Genomic DNA, 22523 nt, shown 5'->3' on the forward strand with positions numbered 1-22523 from the left:
AATGAAATGTAACAGTATGCAGAAGTAAACTTAGAAGGAAATAGTGGAGGACAGAAGACTGTACTTCTCGACTATACTGACAGTTGTTTTACTCTGTACTAAAGAATAGTATATCAATAGGATAAATATACATGATCATAAATTGTAATAAGAGGCGATTAAGTCAAATATTTGATTTATTGACGTATTAGTTATTTTTACTTTGAATAGTGAATAGAACTATAGATTATTATAAGTTAAATTTGCTTGAGAGGTTACAATTATAGTTCACAAGTTATTAAATGTTTTAGAGAAGAATTGTCTTAGTTAATAAGACAATTCTTTTTTTTATGTATAGGTGAGATATTTTACTAACTGTAAAATCTAGATTATCTTTGATGTTTAAAACGGATACTGCACATGCTTGATAATAAATATACTTCCTTATACTTTACCTCATTAGTAGATATTATCAATAATACAGAACTGACTACACGTGCTAAGTACAGACTACTTAGAAATCTACTAGAGAAAATATGTAAATATGTAGTAAAGGATGAGGTGATCAGTCTTTCTAATCTATTCTCTCGTCTATCCTTTATATGTAATAAGTATAATGCGAGCCGTGTTATCCACAGTTTTAGAATGATCAGTAATGATTTGACTAAGTATGATTCGGCAGAGTTAGATCTATATCTAGAGACCTACTGGATGGATGTAAATGATTTTATCTCTTACGTATTTCAGGTGCCTGTACCTGATGCGAATAGGTCATATTACCCATTTCCTATTCAGAGGTTAGCCCTGAAGCATAATGAGTTTGAGCAGATTATTGATAAGTTGAGAGTTAATGTATTGGGGATTAAGGATAATTTACTTTTATGTGATGTAGAGAATGCAGAAGATGGACAGCCTATACGTGTACAGATTAATGAAGAAGGAGTGAATGCTTCATTTAGTTCTATAGAGAAAATATGGAAGGGAGCTACACTACACTTGATTAATATAGGAGTGGATGATCATCAAATACATCATCCGAAGATATTTATACTAGAACCAGATTACTTAATAGATGTGTCTGCTATAGCAGAATGTTTTCAAGACTATGGGACTTCTTCATTGAGCTTTATAAAGTCGAAGTTCGATGAGATACCTAATAATAAGTATCTACTCATTGGTAACTTTGCTAATGCTGTCATGGATGAGTTAGTAGGTGCAGAAGACGCGCAGACAGTAGACTTTAATACAGTCTTTGTCCACCACTTTGAGAACTATCCTTTTGAACATACGGCTTGTCCTGATATATTAGACATAGAGCAGTTTAAACAATATCGATATGATTGTGAAACTCATTTTAATACAATCAAGAGAGTGTATCTAGAAGAGTTTGTACACTATGGTATCACGAATGAGGGAGATATTAATCTAGAGCCGAGTTTTTTGTGTAATACTTATGGGGTACAGGGACGTTTAGACCTTCTTCATAGTATAAAGAAAGATAACCTAAAGACAACTATCGTGGAGCTGAAGTCTGGTGGAACGGTCTATCCTGATGACGGGGTAGGGGTGAAACCTAATCACACTGTACAGCTGTATTTATATCACCTCATGCTATCTGTGGTATATGATATACCGTATCGAGAGATAGGAAATGAGAAGTATCTGAGTGGTTTTATTTTTTATAGTAAACCAAGAACTAATAATCTTCGTAAAGATCAGATCAACCTTCGTCGAGTGCAGGCGATATTTGAGTTGAGAAATAGAATAGTACTAAATGAACATATCTTAAAGTCAGATGATCTGGAGAAAGTAGCGCTGCTACTCCACTATGTAAAAGGGGAGAATATAGTGCGTAACCCTAATCTGAATACCAAGTTTAAAGATATGCTCTATAAGCAGATAGATATGTTTACGTCTGTGCTAGAGAAGTGCTCAGCGTTAGAGCGTACTTATTTTTATTCTTTTGTCAGCTTTATCGCAAGAGAACAATACATTAGTAAGTTAGGAGCGAGTGACTACGAAGGAAGTCACGGATTGGCAAGTTTATGGATAGACAGTGCTGAGGTCAAAAAAGATAAGTATAGTATCTTATATGATTTAGAGATTATAGAGAATAAAATCTTTGAAGAAGAGAAGCAAATTATCTTTAGGCGAACATTAGTAGATGACTTTGTCAACTTTAGAAAGGGAGATGTCTGTGTATTATATCCTCGAGATCACGATACTGACACAGCAGTGAAGCATCAGATATTTAAATGTACGATACAGAGTATCACTAAAGAAACGGTAACAGTTGTATTTCGTCATAAACAGAGAGGGATTAATTACTTTAATCAATATCGCTTATGGGCGCTAGAACGCGACTCTATGGATTCTTCTTTTACGAGTATGTATAAGAGTCTATATGCGTTCATGAACGCACCGAAGAATAAGAGAGAGGTAATCCTCAATGTGCTACCTCCTAGACAAGGGATAAATTATGGGTTCTATAAGCCTACTCTTTCTGTAGAGCAGAATAGAATATTAAATAATGCGTTGTCAGCAGAAGATTACTTTGTACTAAATGGACCTCCTGGTACGGGTAAGACTTCTCATATTATTAAGGAGCTTGTAGAAGAATTATATACCAATACTAATCAGAATATATTACTTCTAGCCTATACTAATAAGGCTGTGGATGAGCTATGTGGTGCGGTGACGGATGCGCTAGAGCATGTATCTGCTATAGATAAGTTTGTGCGTATAGGTAGCCCGTTATCTAGTAGTCAGAAATATGCTGATCATCTAGTCAGCACGATTATTAAGCGAGAGAGTGAGGCGTTAGAGAAATCGGGTAGGAGATTTACTAGAAATGTTTTGTCTAATATCATTCGTAATAATAGAGTGTTTCTGTCTACAGTAGCTACTATGTCTAGTAAGAATGATGTGTTCAAGCTAAAGAAATTTGATACGGTTATCATAGATGAAGCTTCTCAGATATTAGAACCTCAGATTATAGGGTTATTGCCGAAGTGTAAAAGGTTTATTATGATTGGTGACCACAAACAACTGCCTGCGATAGTGGTACAGAGTGATACATTGTCTAAGACTAATAATCCTCTGCTAGAACAGATAGGACTAGCGGATAGACGCAATTCATTATTCGAACGATTATATAACTTCTGTGAACTGAATAAACTTAGTTATGCACATGATACATTGACCTATCAAGGGCGTATGCATAGAGAGATAGCGGCATTTCCTAATATAGCATTCTATGAAGGCAAACTAAAAGAGGCATATACATTAGAGAATTTAACTAGAGTAGCTAAAAATAGTCTGGAGAGACAAGTAGCTCCGTTAAACTTAAAGCCTGTAGATGATGATCTATTAAGTGCAATACTAGCACAGAAGAGAGTCCTCTTTGTCAATGTGGAAGAACACCACGCAGGACAACAAAAGAAAACAAGTGAGAAAGAAGCTGACTTCGTAGTTCAATTATTACAAAAGATAGAACAACTTTATCAACTAAATGGTCGTAGTGCAGATTTGACTAAGCGAGTAGGAATTATAGCTCCGTTTAAGAATCAGATAGCCCTGATTAAAAATAAGCTAGAAGGTAGTGATATTCTAAATGCTGGAGATATAGTAGTCGATACAGTAGAACGCTTTCAGGGAGGGCAGAGAGATATTATTATTTATTCGTTTACCATTAATGAAGTACTTCAGCTAGATGGGGTAGTGAGTCTTAATGAGGATCAGTCAGTAGACCGTAAGTTAAATGTGGCTCTGACTCGTGCAAAAGAGCAAATGATTATCATCGGTAATGCTGAGGTGCTTAGTCATAATAGTATATATAAAGAGATGGTCACTCATATTAAAGAACAAGGAGGTTACTTCGAATACGATAGTTTATAGTTAACAACAGTGTTTATAACTATGTTGATAACCCTGTTAATAAAAATTATTTACGGAGTAAAAATGTTGATAACTCTAGAGATATATTATTCTCTATAATTAATATTTTTTTTGTAAGTGATTGTATTAGTGGTGTTTGTTTCTTTATTGATATTGAGGTTATCACTGTTTATAATGTGAATAAGATGAATTATAGTTATTAACAATATTGTTGATAACTATAGAGGTGCTACCTAGTAGCTTTGGTCAAAAAGAACATAGTAGAGCATAAAAAAACGCCATCGTAGTGATGGCGTTTTCTGTATAGATAAATCAGTTAAGATTAGTTCTCCATATAAACTTCGATAGGAGCACAAGAACAAATTAAGTTTCTGTCACCGTAAGCATCGTCAATACGACGTACAGTAGGCCATAATTTGTTTTCAGCTACATAAGGAAGTGGGTAAGCAGCTTTCTGTCTTGAGTATGGAAGATCCCAGTTATCAGCAGTTAATAATGCTAATGTGTGAGGAGCATTCTTAAGCTCGTTCACAGGGTTCTCGATAGTTGCATTCTCAATTTCTTGACGGATAGAAGCCATCGCATCACAGAATCTGTCAAGCTCTTCTTTGCTCTCACTTTCTGTTGGTTCGATCATTAATGTACCAGCAACAGGGAAAGATACTGTAGGAGCGTGGAAACCGTAATCGATAAGACGTTTAGCGATATCTGTTACTTCAATACCTTTTTCTTTGAACTCACGTACATCAACGATCATCTCGTGTGCAGCACGTCCTTTCTCTCCTGTATAAAGGATAGCGTAGTGCTCTTCAAGACGAGTCTTCATGTAGTTAGCATTTAAGATTGCTTGTTGAGTTACTTTCTTAAGACCTTCAGTTCCTAACATAGTGATGTATCCATAAGAGATTAAACATACTAATGCAGATCCATAAGGAGCAGCAGAGATAGCAGTGATTCCTTTCTCACCACCTACTTTAACGATAGGGTTAGTTGGTAAGAATGGTACTAAGTGCTCAGCCACACAGATAGGTCCTACACCAGGTCCACCACCTCCGTGAGGGATAGCGAAAGTCTTGTGTAAGTTTAAGTGACATACATCTGCCCCGATATTAGCAGGGTTAGTGATTGCCACCTGTGCATTCATATTTGCACCATCCATATATACTTGTCCTCCGTTATCGTGGATGATTTGAGTGATCTCCATGATAGCAGACTCATATACACCATGCGTAGATGGGTAAGTAACCATCAGACAAGATAAGTTGTCTTTATATTGTTCAGCTTTAGCTTTTAAGTCAGCCACGTCGATATTACCTTCTGGAGTAGTTTTAGTCACTACTACTTTCATACCAGCCATTGCTGCAGAAGCAGGGTTAGTACCGTGTGCAGAAGCAGGAATAAGTGCGATATCACGTTGGAAGTCTCCTCTAGAGTGGTGGTATGCACGGATAGCCATAAGACCAGCGTACTCTCCTTGAGCTCCAGAGTTTGGTTGTAATGTAGTACCAGCAAAACCAGTAATCACATTTAACTTCTCTTCTAATCCGTGTAACATCTCTAAGTATCCTTGTGCTTGGTCAGCAGGTACGAATGGGTGAACGTTGTTCCACTGTGCATTACTCAATGGCAACATCTCAGCAGCAGCATTCAATTTCATTGTACAAGAACCTAAAGAGATCATAGAGTGGTTAAGAGCTAAGTCTTTGCGCTCTAATTTTTTGATATAACGCATTAACTCCGTCTCAGAGTGGTAGCTGTTAAATGCAGCGTGCTCTAAGAACTTAGAAGTACGTTTTAGTTTATCTTGGTATTTAACTTCAGTGCTTAATGCAGTTACTTCTGTAGCTGTCTTACCAGTAGCTTGAGCAAATACATTAACGATAGCGTTAATATCAGCTAACTCTACAGTCTCGTTTAATGAGATAGAGATAGTGTTTGCATCGATATAGTTGAAGTTAATAGAATTTGCTTCAGCGATAGGTTTCACTTTAGCAGCATCCGCTTTCACTAAGATCGTGTCGAAGAAGTTAGCGTTAACTTGCTCGATACCTAATTTACCTAATTCAGTAGCTACAGTTACTGCTTTAGCATGGATTAAAGAAGCGATATTAGTCAACCCTTTAGGTCCGTGGTAAACAGCGTAGAAACTAGCCATAACAGCTAATAATACTTGAGCAGTACAGATATTAGATGTAGCTTTTTCACGTTTGATATGTTGCTCACGAGTTTGTAAAGCCATACGTAGAGCGAAGTTACCATCAGCATCTTTAGATACTCCGATGATACGACCTGGCATACTACGTTTATACTCTTCTTTAGTAGCGAAGAAAGCAGCGTGAGGACCTCCGAATCCTAATGGAATACCAAAGCGTTGAGTAGTACCTACTACTACGTCAGCTCCCATTTCTCCTGGAGGAGTTAATAATACTAATGACATGATATCAGCAGCTACAGCTACTTTAATGTCTTTTGCTTTTGCTTGGTTGATAAAGTCAGCGTAGTCAGCTACGATACCGTGTTTACCAGGGTATTGTAAGATCGCTCCGAAGTACTCTTCTGAGAAGTTAAACTCTTCGTGGTTACCTACTACTAACTCTACACCAAATGGAGTAGCACGAGTCTGTAATACTGATAAAGTCTGTGGTAATATCTCTTCAGAAACGAAGAACTTCACTACGTTGTTTTTCTTTTGATCTCTTGTTCTTACGTCAAATAATAAGATCATTGCTTCTGCTGCTGCTGTAGCCTCATCTAATAATGAAGCATTAGCAATCTCCATACCTGATAACTCGATAACAGTAGTTTGGAAGTTTAATAAAGCTTCTAAACGACCTTGAGCTACTTCAGCTTGGTAAGGAGTATAAGCAGTATACCATCCTGGGTTTTCAAATACGTTACGGATAATAGCTGCAGGAACTACTGCCTCATTATATCCTAAACCGATGAAAGAACGGAATATTTTATTTTTGTTTCCTAATGCTTGAATGTGAGATAAGTACTCATACTCAGTCATTGCAGGAGCAAGGTTTAAGTCTTCTTTAAGACGGATTGCGTCTGGGAAAGTTTCGTTGATTAATTGTTCGATGCTATCAGCTTTCACTGTTTTAAGCATTTCTGCCATATCCTCAGGACGAGGACCAATGTGTCTTAATGCAAATGCGTTTGTTTTCATTTGGACAATAAATAAAAGTTGTGTTTAATCACACAAAAATAACCATTAATCTGACAATTGTATGTTTATATCGATTAATTTTGAAAAGTAAATAAGCATTACACTAGTTAGATTGATAATTAATATGGATTTGTTAAAAAACAGAATAGTTGCTCTTTATTTAAACGGAAGTGTTCACGTTTCGTTAGCAGTCTTTGCTTTAGTGCAGATGACATTTTATTTCTGTCACCTTCCATTTGATGCAGTCGTGTCTACTTTAGCTTTTACAGGAACGCTGTTTTCTTATAACTTTATTAAGTATGCTGAAGTAATCTATAGACATAAGAACCCATTTACACTACGTCTGAAAGTCATTATAGGGATAAGTATTATTGCGTTGCTGATAGGTACTGTTGCCTTCTTTATGTTGAATTGGAAAGCACAATTCGTTACTTTGAGCTTATTGGTGTTGTCAGTACTATACGCTATACCTATAAGTAGTAACCGAAGTAATTTGCGCAATCTAGCAGGGCTTAAAGTGTATATCGTATGTCTGTGTTGGGCTACTGTAACGCTTATAGTGCCAGTGATGAATGCTGATATACCAGTTAGTTGGGATATTGTAGTTAAGTTTATACAGCGTTTTATCCTAGTGTTTATTCTAATTGGAATATTTGAAGTCGTTGATTTACAGTATGACGATAAGTATTTGAAGACCTTACCTCAGATGCTAGGAATAGCTAATACCAAATGGCTATTAGGATTATTACTAATTCCTTTTTATGTTATCGAATTCTTTAAGGTAGGCTATCAGCCTATACAGGCATGGAATAATATGTTGATTGTATTATTAACGTTGTTTTTTATTGTATATGCTTCACCGAAACGAACTAAGTTCTTTACGCTATTCTGGGTAGAGAGTGTGCCTATTGTATGGTGGTTAATTGTTGTTATTCAAGGGAATGCAAGTATGTTAGAATAAAAAGACCAAGCATTTAGCTTAGTCTTCATTTACATATTCTAGTATATCAGCTGGTTGACAATCTAATTCTTTACAGATTGCCTCCAATGTACTGAAGCGTATGGCTTTTGCCTTATTGGTCTTGAGTATGGATAGATTACTCACGGTGATACCTACACGCTCAGCCAACTCATTAAGCGATATCTTTCGCTTAGCCATCATGACATCAAGGTTTACTATTATTGGCATATCGTGGGGTTATATGGTTAGTTCTGCATCTTCTTTTAGACGCAAATGTTGTTTCAATACTTCTACAATCATCAGCAAAATTAAAGGAATAAAGAACATTGTGAAATTAAAGTTACCTTTTACAGCTTCTAGGTTATATAGAGATGCTATTCTCGATGCTTCATATGTAGATAGATATTCGAGTATGTTCTCATAAATAGCAAGACCTAAAAGTATAGAAGCTAGTACTTTTATACGTTTAATTTGAAAATGGCTAACAGTTTCTCCTTTGTACAAAAACTTTAGAATAATAAAGCTATTGTATAAGCCATAGACAATAAAACCAAGAAAAATGAATGTACTCATTATCATAACAGTTCTAAGAAATGAATAACTAAAAGGAACATCATCTACACGAATTCTACTTGTTGAATCAGTTACCGCTATTTTAGGTGAGTTATGATTAGTAGTTAATTTTGCATTGTATTCTGTACTGTTTTTGATTGTTATATAGTAAGGATTTGTTGAAATGCTTCTTGCGCTGTCATAACCTTCATTAAAACCTCTTTTCATATCTTTAAAGTGGTTGTTAAAGGAAAATAAATAGGCAATGATTAATAATATAGTTAGAAATTTTAGTTTCATAAGATCAAGTTATATGGTTAGTTCAGCATTTTCTTTTAAAGTTAAATGTTGCTTTAATACTTCAACAATCAATAACAGAATTAAAGGAATAATAAATAACGAAAAATCATAGTCATACTTAACTAGGTTGAGGTTATAGATATTAGCTACCTCTTGTTGTTCTTTGTTTGAATAAAAAACAAATATATTCCCTAATACAGGTAGAAGTAATTGAAAATAAGCTAGAATTTGTAGTCGTCTTATTTGACTATTAGATGCTATATTACCATTATATAAGTTTTTAAAGAATTTTATAAATACAATAATGATAACTGGGAAAAGGAGTATAGTAAGGATACCTAATAAACCTATGAAGAAATTACTAATCCCGTTCGAATATTGTTTAGGAACTTCTACTTCAATAGTCTCTTTTATTTCACGTATTTGTATACCAGTAGTTTTTTTATCTGTTAGAGATAAATGAAGGTCAGAGGTATCACTAGGAATCTGTTTAACGACCAAAGTAGTATACACTTTATCATCATGACATTCTGGAGCATTATTATACCCTTGTTGAAAATCTCTAAAGTGTACACAAAGATTGGCTATATATAATACAATAAATATAACTGTAAGTAATTTCAGCTTCATAATCTAGGTTTAAAATAATACGTTTATTAATCGTTCACATAATGCTATTAAAAGCATAGCCCAATGGATTAGTAATTTTATCATCGTTAGTAATTTAGTTGGTTAATTGTAATTCAAAAGTATATTTAATTTTTTATAAAACAAATGAAATTTATTGTTATTCGATAAATACTTGTCTAAAAACGTAAAATGTGTCTTTTTTGGATACTTCAAGGATTATAGCAGAGTTTTAAGAAAAGCTCTTTTTTAGTTGCGTCTAAAAATGTTATATTTGCAGTAATATAAAAAGACAAAGATGATACAACTAGTAAATAACATGAAAGAAAACGGGAACGTTGTTTTCGTTTTAAGTAGTGAGAACAAAGGAATTGTTGAGGTTCCTGCATTCTTAAATGATTTTGTAAAAGCATTCGAAGAAGGGAAAAAAGAAGAAGACTTTGCTAAAGTGGGAAGTCAGTATTTCTTTTTCGTAAAAGAGAATGAGAACTTAGAAAAAATGCGTTTAGCTGGTAATAGCGTTCGCAAACAATTAGATAAAAAAGCTGACAACCTTACTATCGTAGGTAATGGAGCTTCTACATTAGCTTTAGTAGAAGGATTTATGTTGTCAAACTACCAATTCTTAAAGTACTTCAAAGAAGCAGAAGAAATGAAGTTCGCTTTGAGTAATGTTGAGGTAAAAGGAGATTTCACAGCTAAACAGATCAGTGACTTAAACAATACTGTAAAAGCGGTGTATTGGGCTCGTACAATGGTAAACGAACCTGTAAGCTTCTTAAATGCTACTCAATTAGCAACTGAAATAGAAGCTTTAGGTAAAGAGGCTAACTTCTCAGTGAAAGTATTAGGTCGCAAAGAAATTGAAGACTTGAAGATGGGTGGTTTATTAGCTGTTAATAAAGGGTCTATTGATCAACCTACTTTTACTATTATGGAGTACAAGCCAGCTAATCCAATCAATAAAAAGCCTATCGTATTAGTAGGTAAAGGAGTAGTGTACGATACGGGTGGTCTAAGCTTAAAACCAACTGCAGGTTCTATGGACTCTATGAAGAGTGATATGGGAGGTGCAGCATGTATGGCAGGTACTATCTATGCAGCAGCTTTAAACGACGTGAATGTTCACGTTATCGGATTAGTTCCTGCTACAGATAACCGTCCTGGAGGAAATGCTTATGCTCCTGGTGATGTGATTACTATGTTTGACGGTACAACGATCGAGGTATTAAACACAGATGCAGAAGGACGTATGATCTTAGCAGATGCTGTTGCTTATGCTACTCAGTATGATCCAGAGGTTATTATTGATGCAGCTACGCTTACAGGTGCAGCTTTAGTAGTAGCTGGAGATATGGCATCTTGTATTATGGGGAATGATGAGCAGACTATCGATGCTATTATCGCTTCAGGCTACAACGTACACGAGCGTTTAGCTAAGTTGCCTTTCTGGGATGACTATAAAGACTTGTTGAAATCTAACGTAGCAGATATGAAGAATATCGGTGGACGTTTTGCAGGTACTATCACAGCAGGTAAGTTCTTAGAGCACTTCGCTAAAGCACCTTATGTACACATGGATATCGCAGGTCCAGCTTGGATGGATGCTCCTAGAGATTATAAAGGTAATGGTGGTACAGGAAGTGGAGTACGTACTCTAGTTGACTTCTTGACTAACTATAAAGGATAATATCTAATCAGGATATAAAGAATAAGAACGAGAGTAGTCTAACTACTCTCGTTTTTTTATACTTGTATTTATAGTTTTATCGTATTTTCGTCATCTTATAAAGAATCATAACAATGAATAACTTAGCAGAAACAACCACTTTTATACCTGTGGATAAAAGTAATATACACTTAATTCTTCCTTTGGCAGAGAAGATCTGGGAGGATACGTATCTTCATATTATCGGACAAGAACAGATAGACTATATGCTACCAATGATGTATAGTGATGAGCGTATATTAGGTGAACTAAAAGAAGGGTACCAATGGGAACTGTTAATGCAAGGTGAAGAACTGTTAGGATATACAGATTATAAACTAATGCCTGATAATAGAGTATTTATTTCTAAACTATATACTAATGTGTATAAGCAAGTAAAGGGCTTAGGGCATTTTATGTTTGAGCATGTAGTAGAGTATGCTAGACGTGAAGGCGCTACTGCGGTATATCTTACTGTGAATAAAAATAACCAACGAGCTATAGACTTCTATATCCGCAATAATATGAAGTGTATAGAGTCTAAGACTTTTGATATCGGACAGGGATATGTAATGGATGATTATATCTATCAGTTAGATTTATAATAACAAAGAAGGTTAGCCATTGGCTAACCTTCTTTGTTACAACATCAGCTCTATTACTCTATAAGTAAACTCATATTCATAAATACTCGGTTGCTCGTTAGGCATAGACTTGACTACTGTTTTTACCTTAGCAGTCAGAGGTAGATCTTGAGCATTATAAGTGTACTCTATCGTAGTTAGGAGGTCGCTACTTTCTATTTTAACGACATTGTTTTGTTGATTATAGTTAGTGTACATCAGCTCATTAGCACTAAGATAGTTTGACACATTATACGCATAAGGCAAGTAAGCAAATGGGTAATTCTTTTGGTCATAAGTATAGATTGTCTTATTGCTATCTAGGTTGACTAACTTTAGATTGTTACTAGGATTATAGATAAAGTCAGTTACTTCAGGATCAGAATACTGAGGCTTAGAAGATATCTCTATAGAACCGGGCAGGTCTAGTCTATTATACACGATTTTACTTACTCTAGACTCGTCATAGTATAAATCCTTAAACTCTGTATATTGAAGTATTTTATTGTCATATACTAGGTCTAAGCTCATTTTATTCTCTCCATAGATGACTTTGCGCAGTAGATTATTCTCATCTAACTCGATGGTAGCAGTGAAGGAACTAGTAGGTGCTCCATCCTCTACTAAGTATGATTCCACAGAATTCAGTTGACCTAAATCATTATAATTAAAGTCATATTTAGTGATAGATATCTCTGTACTAGATGTACTTCTGTCTACGACATTCACATCATCAATAAGAGTTGTACTATCTACAGGAACATAATTCTTCTCAACAACTTGGCTTACTACAGTCAGTTTCTTTATCTGATCAGAAGGTATAGGACTGGATGTACTATAACTATTCCAACTAATTACGAATAGTAACAGTGGAGTGAATAACAAACTTCTTTTCATAGTATTTTTATAATATATTACTTCATTATTGGTATATGTAATTCTTTATAGATGAATTCATACTCATATAAAAGCCTTTTGTTGTTCTTATCCTCTTTATCTATACTAGTGATTCTAGCAGTAATAGGGAATCCTTTCTTGTTATATGTGTAGTCTATAGAAGTTATAAATTTAACATTTTCAATTCTAATTACATTGTTTTGTTGAATATAATTTGTAAATATTAAGGATTCACTCCCTAAGAAACTAGATATAGTATATCCGTATGGCAGATAGCTGAAAGGATATTTTTTATTGTCAAAAGTATAGTCAGTGTATTGACCATTATATATTTCTCTGTTCAAGTTTAACTTATCGTTATACTCCAAACTTATTTCAATAGCATTCGTCTGTTCTGGTATAGTGCTAATCGTAATCTGACTTGGTAATAAGTTCGTGTTATAGTTATATGTACTAGTTCTCGTTTCTCTAAAATTACTGTTAGTAAATATAAACGAACTAAGTAGTTTATCTATGTATTCTAGTTTGTAAGAGCTCGTATCAGATCCTAAATCAATATTTTTAATAGTATGCTTATCCTTCATCTCTATGTATGTAGTAAAGGGATAACTAGGCATATCATTTTCTATAGTGTAACTACTAGTCGATATTAAGATACCTTGCGTATTGTATGTAAAATCATAGTGTCTTATAAATACCTCAGTATCTCTATCAGTTTGATCTGTGGAAGGATTAGGGGTGATAGATATAATATGCGCTTTCGGTATATGTTGTTTCTCTATTACTCGTTCTACTACTGTGATTGGTTGTCCCCAAGCAATAGGAAATATAAGTAGTAGTAGAAGAACTAAGCTGATAGACTTCATGGTTTTATCTTTTCTTGTTTTTTAAACGGATAACCTCTAGTTCTTTATAATAAAACTCATATTCACACGTCACTCTACTATCTAGTGCATTTGTTTTAGAAGTCTTTCTAACCCTTGCTGTGATAGGTAAGTTGTCTGTATTATAGGTATAGTCTATCGTAGTGATGTGTTCATCATCTTCGAAGCCCACAATGTTGTTTTTAGGAGCATAAGTAGTAAAGGTCAACCAATCTATAGACATATAGTAGAACGGATTATAGTAATAAGGCTGCCCTGCTAGTATATACTGCTTATCATCATAGCTAAAAGAGAATAACTCTAGAGGATTCTTATAGGTACGTACATTCTGATTAAGGTCATAGGTGAAGTCAAGATTGATAACTTCATTAGGTTTGCTTTCATTGCCTAATCTTGCATGTACAGGTAGTTGATGCTTATCATAGCTAAATGTACTAACCACTAGTTCTTTAAACTCTGGCTCGTAATGTGTGATTTGATGAAGGATATTATCTTTATAAACAGCTTTTAACTTATCGGTATCCTCGTCTAGTGAAATAGTTGTCAATTGCTTCTTAGCATTTAACACCACTCCTAAGCTAGAAGGGTTAGTCGCTTTCTCATTGACGATATTACTAGAGTAGGTGTTGACTAATTGACCATATTCATCATAAGTAAATAAGAAGTTGCGTATTTCTGTTTCTGTATTCTCTTTATCTTTATTTATTGTATTCGATTTTCCATCTGCATAAGTTTCTGTGATTAGTAAGTAACTTTTCTCTACAGCATGGTCTAATACTGTTGTTTTAAATGTTTTCCCTTTTCGTTTTGTAGTAGAGTTAAAACTACCACAATTCATTAATAGTAATAATAGTGGTGCTATTAAAAGTGTTCTTTTCATTGTTGTCTTGACTAGGCGATAAAAATACAATTATTTTTAAACACACACTTCTAGGCAATTTATTTAAACCTAGTACGGATAGCTAGTACATTTATTTGTGTCTTTATGGCATAATGTTGTTAAAGCTACTTTCTTATTCTTATTTAGTTTAAATAATTTATTATCTTCGCTTCATTAAAATTTATAAGAGATGAGTACAGATACAATAAACCCAAATTTCGATCAACATAAAGTAAAGCCTAAAGCTCCTAAAATCGAAGAATTAATCAATGAGTGTAAGTCAGTAATGATGGCTACTATCAGCGAGGACGGAACACCATTAGTAAGTACAGCTCCTTATTCTAGAGTAGGTAATGAGTTTCAGATATTAGTTTCTTTTATGGCAAAACATACAAAGAACTTACGTGATCGCAAGCAAGTATCATTCATGTTTGTAGAAGATGAGAGCGTATCTAAACAATTATATGCTAGACACCGTTTAACTTTAGATACTCAAGCGGAGTTAATCGAGAAAGAAAACCCATTATACGAGAAAGCAATCGCTGACTTAAGAGAAAGACATGGTAAGGTAGTAGAAGTATTAGATAACTTAGAAGACTTCATCATGTTTAACTTTAAGCCAGTTAAAGGTTCTTATGTGAACGGATTCGGTAGTGCATACTTCGTAGATGAGAATCTAGAAGTGATGGAACACAGAAGAGGTGCTCATGGACAACATAACGTAGATCAAAAGTAATAACTATATTTTTATTAACGGAAGAAGCCTTTATTTCCTTATTGGAGTAAAGGCTTTTTTTATTGTACTATAAAATAGTAGTTTTGAAGACAGAAGATTATTTTGATTTATGACTAAAGGACAAGTACATATTCGCTGTTCTAAATGCGGAACATTTAATGTAGATACAGATAACTGTATATCGTGTGGACATGCATTGAATATGGTACAGCAACGTGAAGAAGAACGCAAGCACTTAGAACGCGAACGCATCGCTAAGGCGTTAGCTGAAGAACCTTCTGCTATAGAGAAGTTTTTACTCCGTATGACGAAGCATCCATGGCTGTTAGTACGTTTATTTTTTAAGTTAGTCTATGGCGTTTGGTTTACTGTGATGGCAGTGACGATGTTTATAGCTTGGCTAATCGGGATGATAGTAGCATGAGTGTATTGAAGCATTGGACTTTCATTACTATGTTAGTAGTGGGTGGGGCTATCTATACAGCACAGCGGCTGGAGGTAGAGTTACCATCCTTTATTAATAATTATGTCAACGATATTCTCTCTATTCCCCTTACGATGGCAGTGATATTAGTCATTCTACGCCTGTGGAAAGGGAGTACATATCAGTTATCTCCCCTGATGATCACTAGTGTAGTCTTGTACTACACCTTTTATTTTGAATATTACCTTCCTCAGCACACTTCTCGTTATACTGCAGATTTATACGATATAGGCTGTTATATCTTAGGGGGTATCCTCTTTTATCTCTTACAACAATATGTGTGGAGCGCAAATAACTCCCTTCAGAAGAAAGTATCACACAAATAAATAGCATTACTTTTTTTGTTTTCATCTAGTTATTAGTCGTTTTTTTCTCTCATTTTAGAAATTTTGAACACCTTTTTTTTAGAAATCCCGCTTTTTTGGAGGTTTATGGGTATTTAGTAGAAAAAAGCTGTATGTTTTTTTTGAGCAGTATTTTTGTTAAGTATTTGATATATAGTTTATTGTTGTTTTTTGTATTAAGTGTACTATTATCATGCACCTATCCTGAAGCCAGTATTCATGGGGTTTTATCGCATATTGTTCGACAATAGTGGGACAATACACCGAGAATGGTGGAGCTAAGAGGTTGTTTGTCGAAAGAATCTCCTTTTATACTCCACGTATTCTTCATGTATTAGCTCTTGAGGTTGTGATAGGTTATTTTGAAGGTGGGAGTTTTAATTACAGAGAAGATTCAGGAGGATAAGGCAAAAAATGAAAAAAACGATACCTTTGTACTTCCACTGAGATAGCGTTGTCTAGAAGGTGTTATAACAATTAAAGCGCAGTATGATTACAGTATTTTATACAGATTATTATGAGAATTTATCTGAAGAGAATCTAGAGCTAACACTAGAAGAATGTATAGAGATATTCTCAGAGACGATAGACTTAGTGGATAACTTCGTCGGTATTACGGTAGGTGCACACACGATGCAGTTTCACTGTGATGAAGACCGTATCTTAGTAGAGGTGTTAAATCCTCCTACCTTAGTCAACCCACAGATGTATGCTGACAAAACACAATGTCTAGCCATCATTAAAGATATTTATGCAAAACAACAACTGTTCGTCTATCCACAGATGAAATTAGTAGATGTACGCAAAGAGAGTCTTGACGATGTATTAGAAAGAGAGTCTTAATAAAGAAGAATAGAAAAGCCTGCTAGACATACTAGCAGGCTTTTTTTATGAAATTGTTTTTTTGTTTTTTTGTGAAGGTGTGAAATCGTTTAGTCTTATTTCATCACTACATAGTTTGTCACATCATCTAAGTGTCTTATGCCCGTAGGGCAAGGCTGTTAACCGATAACCGATAACCGATAACTGTTGACCAATAACTATTTCTTCTGATTAGCAATAATAACTAAGGTTACAGCACCCAATACGAATAGTAGACCTATAGCAGACATCCAGTCGAAGTGCTCTGCGAAGAATAAGGTACCTACTAGTACAGCTACTACTGGTTCCATAGATCCTAGGATAGAGGTGACAGTACTACCTGCGTGCTTCACTGCTAGTACTAGACATAAGTCAGAAATGAAGGTAGCGAATACTCCTAATAGAATAAGGTTAATCCAATCACTCGTTAGGGGCACCGTCTGTATTCCTGTCGTGAATAGACAGTAGAATAAGAAGATTAAACACCCCATTAACAATACATAGAAAGTCAATGAATCAAAGTTCATCTCTGATATTCTTGATTTATTTAAGCCTACGATATACAGTCCATAGGTGAATATCGTCAGTGCAGAGAGCACTAGACCTGTGATCAGTGAAGGCGAAGCCTCACCGTGTATACACATCATACCCACTCCCACTAGAGATAGAATAGACGCTACTAAGAGTGCGATAGACTTCTTCTCCTTATAGAACATAATCATGACAATACTGACGAATATAGGGTATAAGAAGTGTACAGTAGTGGCTAGCCCACTATCTATATACTCATACGCATCGACTAAGAATTTGGCTGTTGCGGCATACAATAACGCCAAGAAAAAGACGACTGCTAGATCTTTAATAGAAATTTTTAAGCTTGTTTTTTTGTACAAACATACTGCGCCCATGGTCACAGATGAAAATAAGAATCGATAAAATAGAATGGTCGGTATGCCTATAGCAACCACTCCTTCTGGTCGCAAGTTCGGCAGTATCAATGGTAAGGAGAACAAAGGCACCAAACCAAATGTACCCGAAGAAATCAATGCGAATAGAATTCCTTTAAGGTTTTTCATTGTTTTAAAAATCTTTTAATTAAAAATCTGCGCAAAGGTACATTTTCAAGTCGGGGTATAGAAGTAGGAGGTATATTATTGCTAATCTCTTGTTTTACCTAGGATAGGACCGTTTATTTTGATAAGAGATTTGGTAGAGAAAAATTAAGATGATAACATTTTTCGTAATAATTTTAGAATAAGATAATTAAGGAATAGTGTATCTTTAACATAAAATTCGATATGAGGAATATGTTGATATTGACCTTTATACTTATTTCTGTCTCTTGTTTAGGGCAAATACCTACAGATTGGCAAGTGGATGGGTTAAAAGGAAAGGTGAAGAATATGGAAATAGTTATGAATGGGGTAGGTGAAAGTGCATGCTTTAAAGAAGTAAATGTTTATAATGAAGAGGGGTATTACCTATCTAAAAAGATGTCAGTTTTAGATGAAAAAGCACCTGATGTTGCTATGTTTTTAAATATGATGGAGAACTATGAACCATATAAAGGTAATAAAAGGATTACGATAAGCTTTTTAGGTGATAAAGTAGAGATAGCTAAGGGGACAGAAGAGTGGCAGTCAGATAGTATTCGCGTTAATATTAGTAAAGGAATTTCGTGGGGAGAAAGTAGTGAAGAAAAAGAAGTTCTGATTAATATAACTACCGAAACATTTAATGGAAAAGGGCTTTTAGTAAAAAGTTTGTATGAAGATGAATTTAGTAGTTCAACTGATTTGCCAGGTAAAAGATTAGAGACAGTTAATACGTTCAATACAGAAGGATATTTAACTAGTTTAAGAGTAAATGATTTAAATAAAAATACATCTACAGAGTTAAAAGTGGTAAATGTAGAACTAGATATTAAGGGAAATGTAACAGTACAAGAGCATTACGAGGATGATGTATTAGTGCTTAATAAAACCTTTACCTACGAATATTACGATTAATAAAGAGGCTAAAGAAAAGAAAATGAAAAAGTGTTTACTGTTTATGCTAGTGTTAGTACTAGCGAGTTGTACTAAAGATACCATTATCCCTATACCTGATACACAGTTAGAAGGATTAAAAGGGAAGGTGAAGAGTAAAACTGTTATTAGTTCGAATGGCTTTTTTGGATTACCATGTAAGCAGATTATTCTGTACGATGATTTAGGATATAAGATATCAGAAGAGATACTCATAGATGAAAATAAGACAGGAGAATATTCTTTATTGGCTAGAATGGAATATGCACCCTATCATGATAGTACTAGAATTAGTAAAACGTATGGGGCAGATCACAAGTTATATGATGTGACAACGACTAAGTGGCTTACTAGTCAAGATTATACTATAATTAGAATGAATGAAGAAGATAAAGGAGAGATACATAAGGAGGTAGTAAAAACAGATGGTAAAGGGAGGCAAACTCATAAAGTAGGATTAAGAAAGTATATAGGCAAAAGTCAAGTGGATACTATATCTAGGAGTATATTCGAATATGATGAGAAGGGGGACAAAGTATTAGAGAAATCAAGACTTACAAATGAGTCTTATGGCGAGATTAAAGTAACTAATTTGACATTCGATAAGTATGCTAATATAACAAGGCAAGAAACATCTAGTGAGGATATAGATGCCAATTAAGAAGTAGAGTATACGTACGAATATTATGAATAATAAAAAAAGCTAAAGAAAAAGAAATGATTAAGCAGTTAATGTCGGTACTAGCGGTAATGCTAGTAGGATGTAAGTCAGAGGGGAGTACTACACCCTATAGTGATGCGAAGTTAGAGGGGATCAGAGGAAGAGTAAAGTCTGTAACAGAGGTTATACGACTGTCTGACTCTAATGTTGTGTCACAGAGAATAAGCCTATATGATGAGAACGGATATAAGATATCGATGGAGTCTTTAGACAATGAGTTAGATACTGAATTGTTAGAATTTAGTAGTAATGGTATTCTTAAATACGAACCGTATAATGGACAACAACGCGTATTAAAAGGATATGATTATGAAGGAGCTGTGATAAGTGAAGCGATACAGAAGTGGTCTTCTCCTGCGGCGTATACTGTAGTTACATCTTATACTAATACTCCCTCAGTGAGTAATACTATAAAAGGGGCAGTAGATAAAGAAGGAAAGATTAGCTCTATGCAGATGATAGCAAAGGATGGAGAGAGTGTACAGATAAACTCATTGTCGAAGTTTATGTATGATGATAGTGGATATCAGAATGGGTATATACAGAAAGATGTATTAGCCTCTACAGATGCTAAATATATAGTAATGAATAAGGGGTACGATAGTTTTGGGAATATTACAAAGCAGGAAGTATATGTGGAGCGAGATGTACTAGTGAGTGAGAAGGAGATTGCGTATGAATATTATGAATAGGTTGGCTGTAATTATGTAATAAAAAGTGATTAAAATTACGTGATGAGTATTTATAGAGGTTAATTATTGTGAATTTTATTGTATAATCTAGTGTTTATGGTGAAATAGGCGATTAATAGTCTTGGAAGTATGGTTAAAATGTGTAATTTGCCCATCTTAAACTAAACACTAACCAATATGAAAATCACAAACGTAATCAGTAAGACGATTGCACATAGTGTACTAGGGGTGACCTTACTGTCTAGTGCGCTAGTATTAGCACAAAAACAAGATCCTATAGTAGAAGCTATCGTAAAAGAAGGAACTACTAATTCTCAATTAAAGAAGTATGCATTTGAACTAATGGATGTCATCGGACCTCGCTTAGTTGGAACACCACAGATGATGCAAGCACATAATTGGGTTAAGGATCAGTATTCTTCTATGGGCTTCGAGGCGCGTAATGAAGAATACGGAACATGGAAAGCATGGGAGCGTGGTACTACACAGATCACGATGACTTCACCTCGTACTAAATCATTAGAGGGAATGCAACTGGCATGGAGCCCTGCTTCTAAAAAAGGAGGGGTGGACGGAGAAGTAGTGATATTAGCTGATGTAGCTTCTCAGGCTGACTTTAATGCTTGGTTACCTTCTGTTAAAGGGAAGTATGTCATGATCTCTATGCACCAACCTACAGGAAGACCAGACTACCAATGGCAGACTTTTGCTACGGAAGAGTCTTATACTAAAATGAAAGAAGAGAAAGCTGCAGCTGAGAAAGCATGGGCTACTCGTATCAAAAATACAGGATATACAGCTAAGGAATTGCCTAAAGTATTAGAAGATGCAGGAGCTGCTGGTGTGATAATGTCATACTGGACAGGTATCATGGGGTCTAATAGAATCTTTGGAGCAGAGACTAAAAAAGTGCCTACTATCGATATCGCATTAGAAGATTATGGAATGCTATATCGATTAGCAGAGAATGGTAAGAAACCTCATATCCATGTGAATGCACAGTCAAAAGACCTTGGTACTGCGAAGACATATAATACAATAGCTGAGCTTAAAGGTGGAGAGAAAGGAGATGAGTATGTAATCTTATCTGCACACTTAGACAGCTGGGATGGTGGAACAGGTGCTACGGATAACGGTACAGGTATCATCACGATGATGGAGGCTGCTCGTATCCTAAAAGCAGTACTGCCAAATCCTAAACGTACTATCCTAATCGGTAACTGGGGAAGTGAAGAGCAAGGATTAAATGGATCTCGTGCTTTCGTAGCAGATCACCCAGAACTACACAATAAGATACAAGTAGTATTCAACCAAGATAACGGTACAGGACGTGTGGCTAATATCTCTGGACAAGGGTTCTTAAACTCTTATCAATATATCACAGACTGGTTATACGCAGTGCCTGAGAAATATAAGAAAGAAATTAAAACACACTTCCCTGGTTCTCCATCAGGAGGAGGTTCAGATCACGTGTCATTTGTAAGTAAAGATATACCTGGGTTTATGATGAGTTCATTGAGCTGGGGGTATGGTAACTATACTTGGCATACGAATAGAGATACAGCTGACAAGATCGTTTATGACGATGTACAGAACAATGCTATTCTAATCGCTATCATGGCTTATAAAGCAAGCGAGGAGAAAGAGTTGGTATCTAGAGAAAAGATTGTTCTTCCATTAGACAGTAAAGGAGAACGTCAAGAGTGGCCAGAGTCAAGAGGACCTAAGCGCACAAGTAACTAAGATATAAAGAAAGAGCATTGCTGAGGTAATGCTCTTTTTTTGTTGTTAAAAGTTGCATAGAGTTGTTTAATTTTGAAAGATAAAAAGGTAGATATGATAAAGTTGTTTTACTATGACGCTCTTACTGATCAGGGTCAAGAAGGAGAAGAGTCTAAGGTGGCTACAGAGCTAGAAGTAATCACGTGTTTTAAGAAGTTGTCGACAGAAGAAGGTACTTTTATTGGAATATTTAAGGGAGAGGATGATACACTACAGTTCGGTTGGTTACGAGATGATATGTGGATTACAGATATTCCTATAGTGAGTAAAAAAGGCTCTTATCAGAAGGAAGGGACTCGAGAAGAGTGTATAGAATTAATTAAAGAGCAATATAAGAACTTTGATTTGAGCTTCAGTCATAGTTATACATTTGAGGAGTGGTAGTGAGTTTTATAT

The 22523-nt window shown here is 35.1% G+C and carries 22 protein-coding genes; 14 read left to right on the forward strand and 8 right to left on the reverse strand.

Annotated features, from left to right (window positions below; all coding sequences use genetic code 11):
• The first annotated feature begins 399 nt into the window (after nt 1–399).
• Nucleotides 400–3876 carry an AAA domain-containing protein gene (locus MODO_RS13635; protein WP_006259559.1) on the forward strand — a complete coding sequence of 1159 codons (3477 nt, stop codon included), beginning with the start codon at nt 400–402 and terminating at the stop codon, nt 3874–3876.
• A gap of 322 nt (nt 3877–4198) precedes the next feature.
• On the opposite strand, the gene gcvP is transcribed toward MODO_RS13635, so the two are convergent.
• Nucleotides 4199–7048 (reverse strand): aminomethyl-transferring glycine dehydrogenase, encoded by a 2850-nt coding sequence (gene gcvP / locus MODO_RS13640; RefSeq protein WP_006259557.1) that lies wholly within the window; start codon nt 7046–7048, stop codon nt 4199–4201.
• Between the two features lie 124 nt (nt 7049–7172).
• Here gcvP and MODO_RS13645 point away from each other — a divergent pair, with 124 nt between their 5' ends.
• Nucleotides 7173–8009, forward strand: a complete 837-nt coding sequence (locus MODO_RS13645; RefSeq protein WP_006259556.1) for a UbiA prenyltransferase family protein — start codon at nt 7173–7175, stop codon at nt 8007–8009.
• An 18-nt stretch (nt 8010–8027) separates the two neighbouring features.
• Here MODO_RS13645 and MODO_RS13650 read toward each other — a convergent pair whose 3' ends face one another.
• From MODO_RS13650 to MODO_RS13660, 3 genes are all read right to left on the reverse strand, one after another.
• Nucleotides 8028–8237: a helix-turn-helix domain-containing protein gene (locus MODO_RS13650; protein ID WP_006259555.1), complete on the reverse strand. Its 210-nt coding sequence runs from the start codon at nt 8235–8237 to the stop codon at nt 8028–8030.
• Nucleotides 8238–8246: 9 nt separating this feature from the next.
• Nucleotides 8247–8789, reverse strand: a complete 543-nt coding sequence (locus MODO_RS13655; protein WP_230486185.1) for a DUF2975 domain-containing protein — start codon at nt 8787–8789, stop codon at nt 8247–8249.
• Nucleotides 8790–8870: 81 nt separating this feature from the next.
• Nucleotides 8871–9491 carry a DUF2975 domain-containing protein gene (locus tag MODO_RS13660; RefSeq protein ID WP_006259553.1) on the reverse strand — a complete coding sequence of 207 codons (621 nt, stop codon included), beginning with the start codon at nt 9489–9491 and terminating at the stop codon, nt 8871–8873.
• Between the two features lie 295 nt (nt 9492–9786).
• On the opposite strand from MODO_RS13660, the gene MODO_RS13665 reads away from it, so the two are divergent.
• A complete protein-coding gene (locus tag MODO_RS13665) occupies nt 9787–11178 on the forward strand; it encodes a leucyl aminopeptidase family protein (protein WP_006259552.1) in 1392 nt (463 codons plus the stop codon).
• A 113-nt stretch (nt 11179–11291) separates the two neighbouring features.
• The gene (locus tag MODO_RS13670) at nt 11292–11801 is read left to right on the forward strand and encodes a GNAT family N-acetyltransferase (RefSeq protein WP_006259551.1); all 510 of its coding nucleotides are present in this window, start codon (nt 11292–11294) and stop codon (nt 11799–11801) included.
• Nucleotides 11802–11837: 36 nt separating this feature from the next.
• Here MODO_RS13670 and MODO_RS13675 read toward each other — a convergent pair whose 3' ends face one another.
• From MODO_RS13675 to MODO_RS13685, 3 genes are read right to left on the reverse strand one after another with little or no spacing between them, the layout of a single operon-like run.
• Nucleotides 11838–12716 carry a hypothetical protein gene (locus MODO_RS13675; RefSeq protein WP_006259550.1) on the reverse strand — a complete coding sequence of 293 codons (879 nt, stop codon included), beginning with the start codon at nt 12714–12716 and terminating at the stop codon, nt 11838–11840.
• Nucleotides 12717–12733: 17 nt separating this feature from the next.
• Nucleotides 12734–13582 (reverse strand): hypothetical protein, encoded by an 849-nt coding sequence (locus MODO_RS13680; RefSeq protein WP_006259548.1) that lies wholly within the window; start codon nt 13580–13582, stop codon nt 12734–12736.
• 4 nt (nt 13583–13586) lie between these two features.
• Nucleotides 13587–14480, reverse strand: a complete 894-nt coding sequence (locus MODO_RS13685) for a hypothetical protein (RefSeq protein WP_006259547.1) — start codon at nt 14478–14480, stop codon at nt 13587–13589.
• 190 nt (nt 14481–14670) lie between these two features.
• Here MODO_RS13685 and MODO_RS13690 point away from each other — a divergent pair, with 190 nt between their 5' ends.
• The 5 genes from MODO_RS13690 (at nt 14671) to MODO_RS13705 (ending at nt 16887) form a co-directional block, all read left to right on the forward strand.
• On the forward strand, nt 14671–15216 hold the full coding sequence (locus tag MODO_RS13690; protein ID WP_006259546.1) for a HugZ family pyridoxamine 5'-phosphate oxidase: 546 nt from the start codon (nt 14671–14673) through the stop codon (nt 15214–15216).
• A 109-nt stretch (nt 15217–15325) separates the two neighbouring features.
• Nucleotides 15326–15640: a hypothetical protein gene (locus MODO_RS13695; protein WP_006259545.1), complete on the forward strand. Its 315-nt coding sequence runs from the start codon at nt 15326–15328 to the stop codon at nt 15638–15640.
• Nucleotides 15637–16026, forward strand: a complete 390-nt coding sequence (locus tag MODO_RS13700) for a hypothetical protein (protein ID WP_006259544.1) — start codon at nt 15637–15639, stop codon at nt 16024–16026. Before MODO_RS13695 ends, MODO_RS13700 begins: the two co-directional genes overlap by 4 nt.
• A gap of 268 nt (nt 16027–16294) precedes the next feature.
• Nucleotides 16295–16450 (forward strand): hypothetical protein, encoded by a 156-nt coding sequence (locus MODO_RS19255; protein WP_155116060.1) that lies wholly within the window; start codon nt 16295–16297, stop codon nt 16448–16450.
• Between the two features lie 83 nt (nt 16451–16533).
• Nucleotides 16534–16887, forward strand: coding sequence for a hypothetical protein (locus tag MODO_RS13705; protein ID WP_006259543.1), 354 nt, complete (start codon nt 16534–16536; stop codon nt 16885–16887).
• A gap of 197 nt (nt 16888–17084) precedes the next feature.
• Here the strand turns inward: MODO_RS13705 and MODO_RS13710 are convergent, their stop codons facing one another.
• Nucleotides 17085–17981, reverse strand: coding sequence for a DMT family transporter (locus MODO_RS13710; RefSeq protein ID WP_006259542.1), 897 nt, complete (start codon nt 17979–17981; stop codon nt 17085–17087).
• Between the two features lie 222 nt (nt 17982–18203).
• Between MODO_RS13710 and MODO_RS13715 the strand changes: the two genes are divergently transcribed.
• The 5 genes from MODO_RS13715 (at nt 18204) to MODO_RS13735 (ending at nt 22511) form a co-directional block, all read left to right on the forward strand.
• Nucleotides 18204–18914 carry a hypothetical protein gene (locus MODO_RS13715; protein ID WP_006259541.1) on the forward strand — a complete coding sequence of 237 codons (711 nt, stop codon included), beginning with the start codon at nt 18204–18206 and terminating at the stop codon, nt 18912–18914.
• Between the two features lie 22 nt (nt 18915–18936).
• The gene (locus MODO_RS13720) at nt 18937–19593 is read left to right on the forward strand and encodes a hypothetical protein (protein ID WP_230456764.1); all 657 of its coding nucleotides are present in this window, start codon (nt 18937–18939) and stop codon (nt 19591–19593) included.
• A 56-nt stretch (nt 19594–19649) separates the two neighbouring features.
• Entirely contained in the window at nt 19650–20345 is a 696-nt protein-coding gene (locus MODO_RS13725; protein WP_006259539.1) for a hypothetical protein, read from the forward strand.
• Between the two features lie 177 nt (nt 20346–20522).
• Nucleotides 20523–22088, forward strand: a complete 1566-nt coding sequence (locus MODO_RS13730) for a M20/M25/M40 family metallo-hydrolase (protein WP_006259538.1) — start codon at nt 20523–20525, stop codon at nt 22086–22088.
• A gap of 93 nt (nt 22089–22181) precedes the next feature.
• Nucleotides 22182–22511, forward strand: coding sequence for a hypothetical protein (locus MODO_RS13735; RefSeq protein ID WP_006259537.1), 330 nt, complete (start codon nt 22182–22184; stop codon nt 22509–22511).
• Nucleotides 22512–22523: the final 12 nt, after the last annotated feature.

Origin of the sequence: Myroides odoratimimus (assembly GCF_001485415.1) — a bacterium.
In the GTDB taxonomy this organism is placed as follows: domain Bacteria; phylum Bacteroidota; class Bacteroidia; order Flavobacteriales; family Flavobacteriaceae; genus Flavobacterium; species Flavobacterium odoratimimum.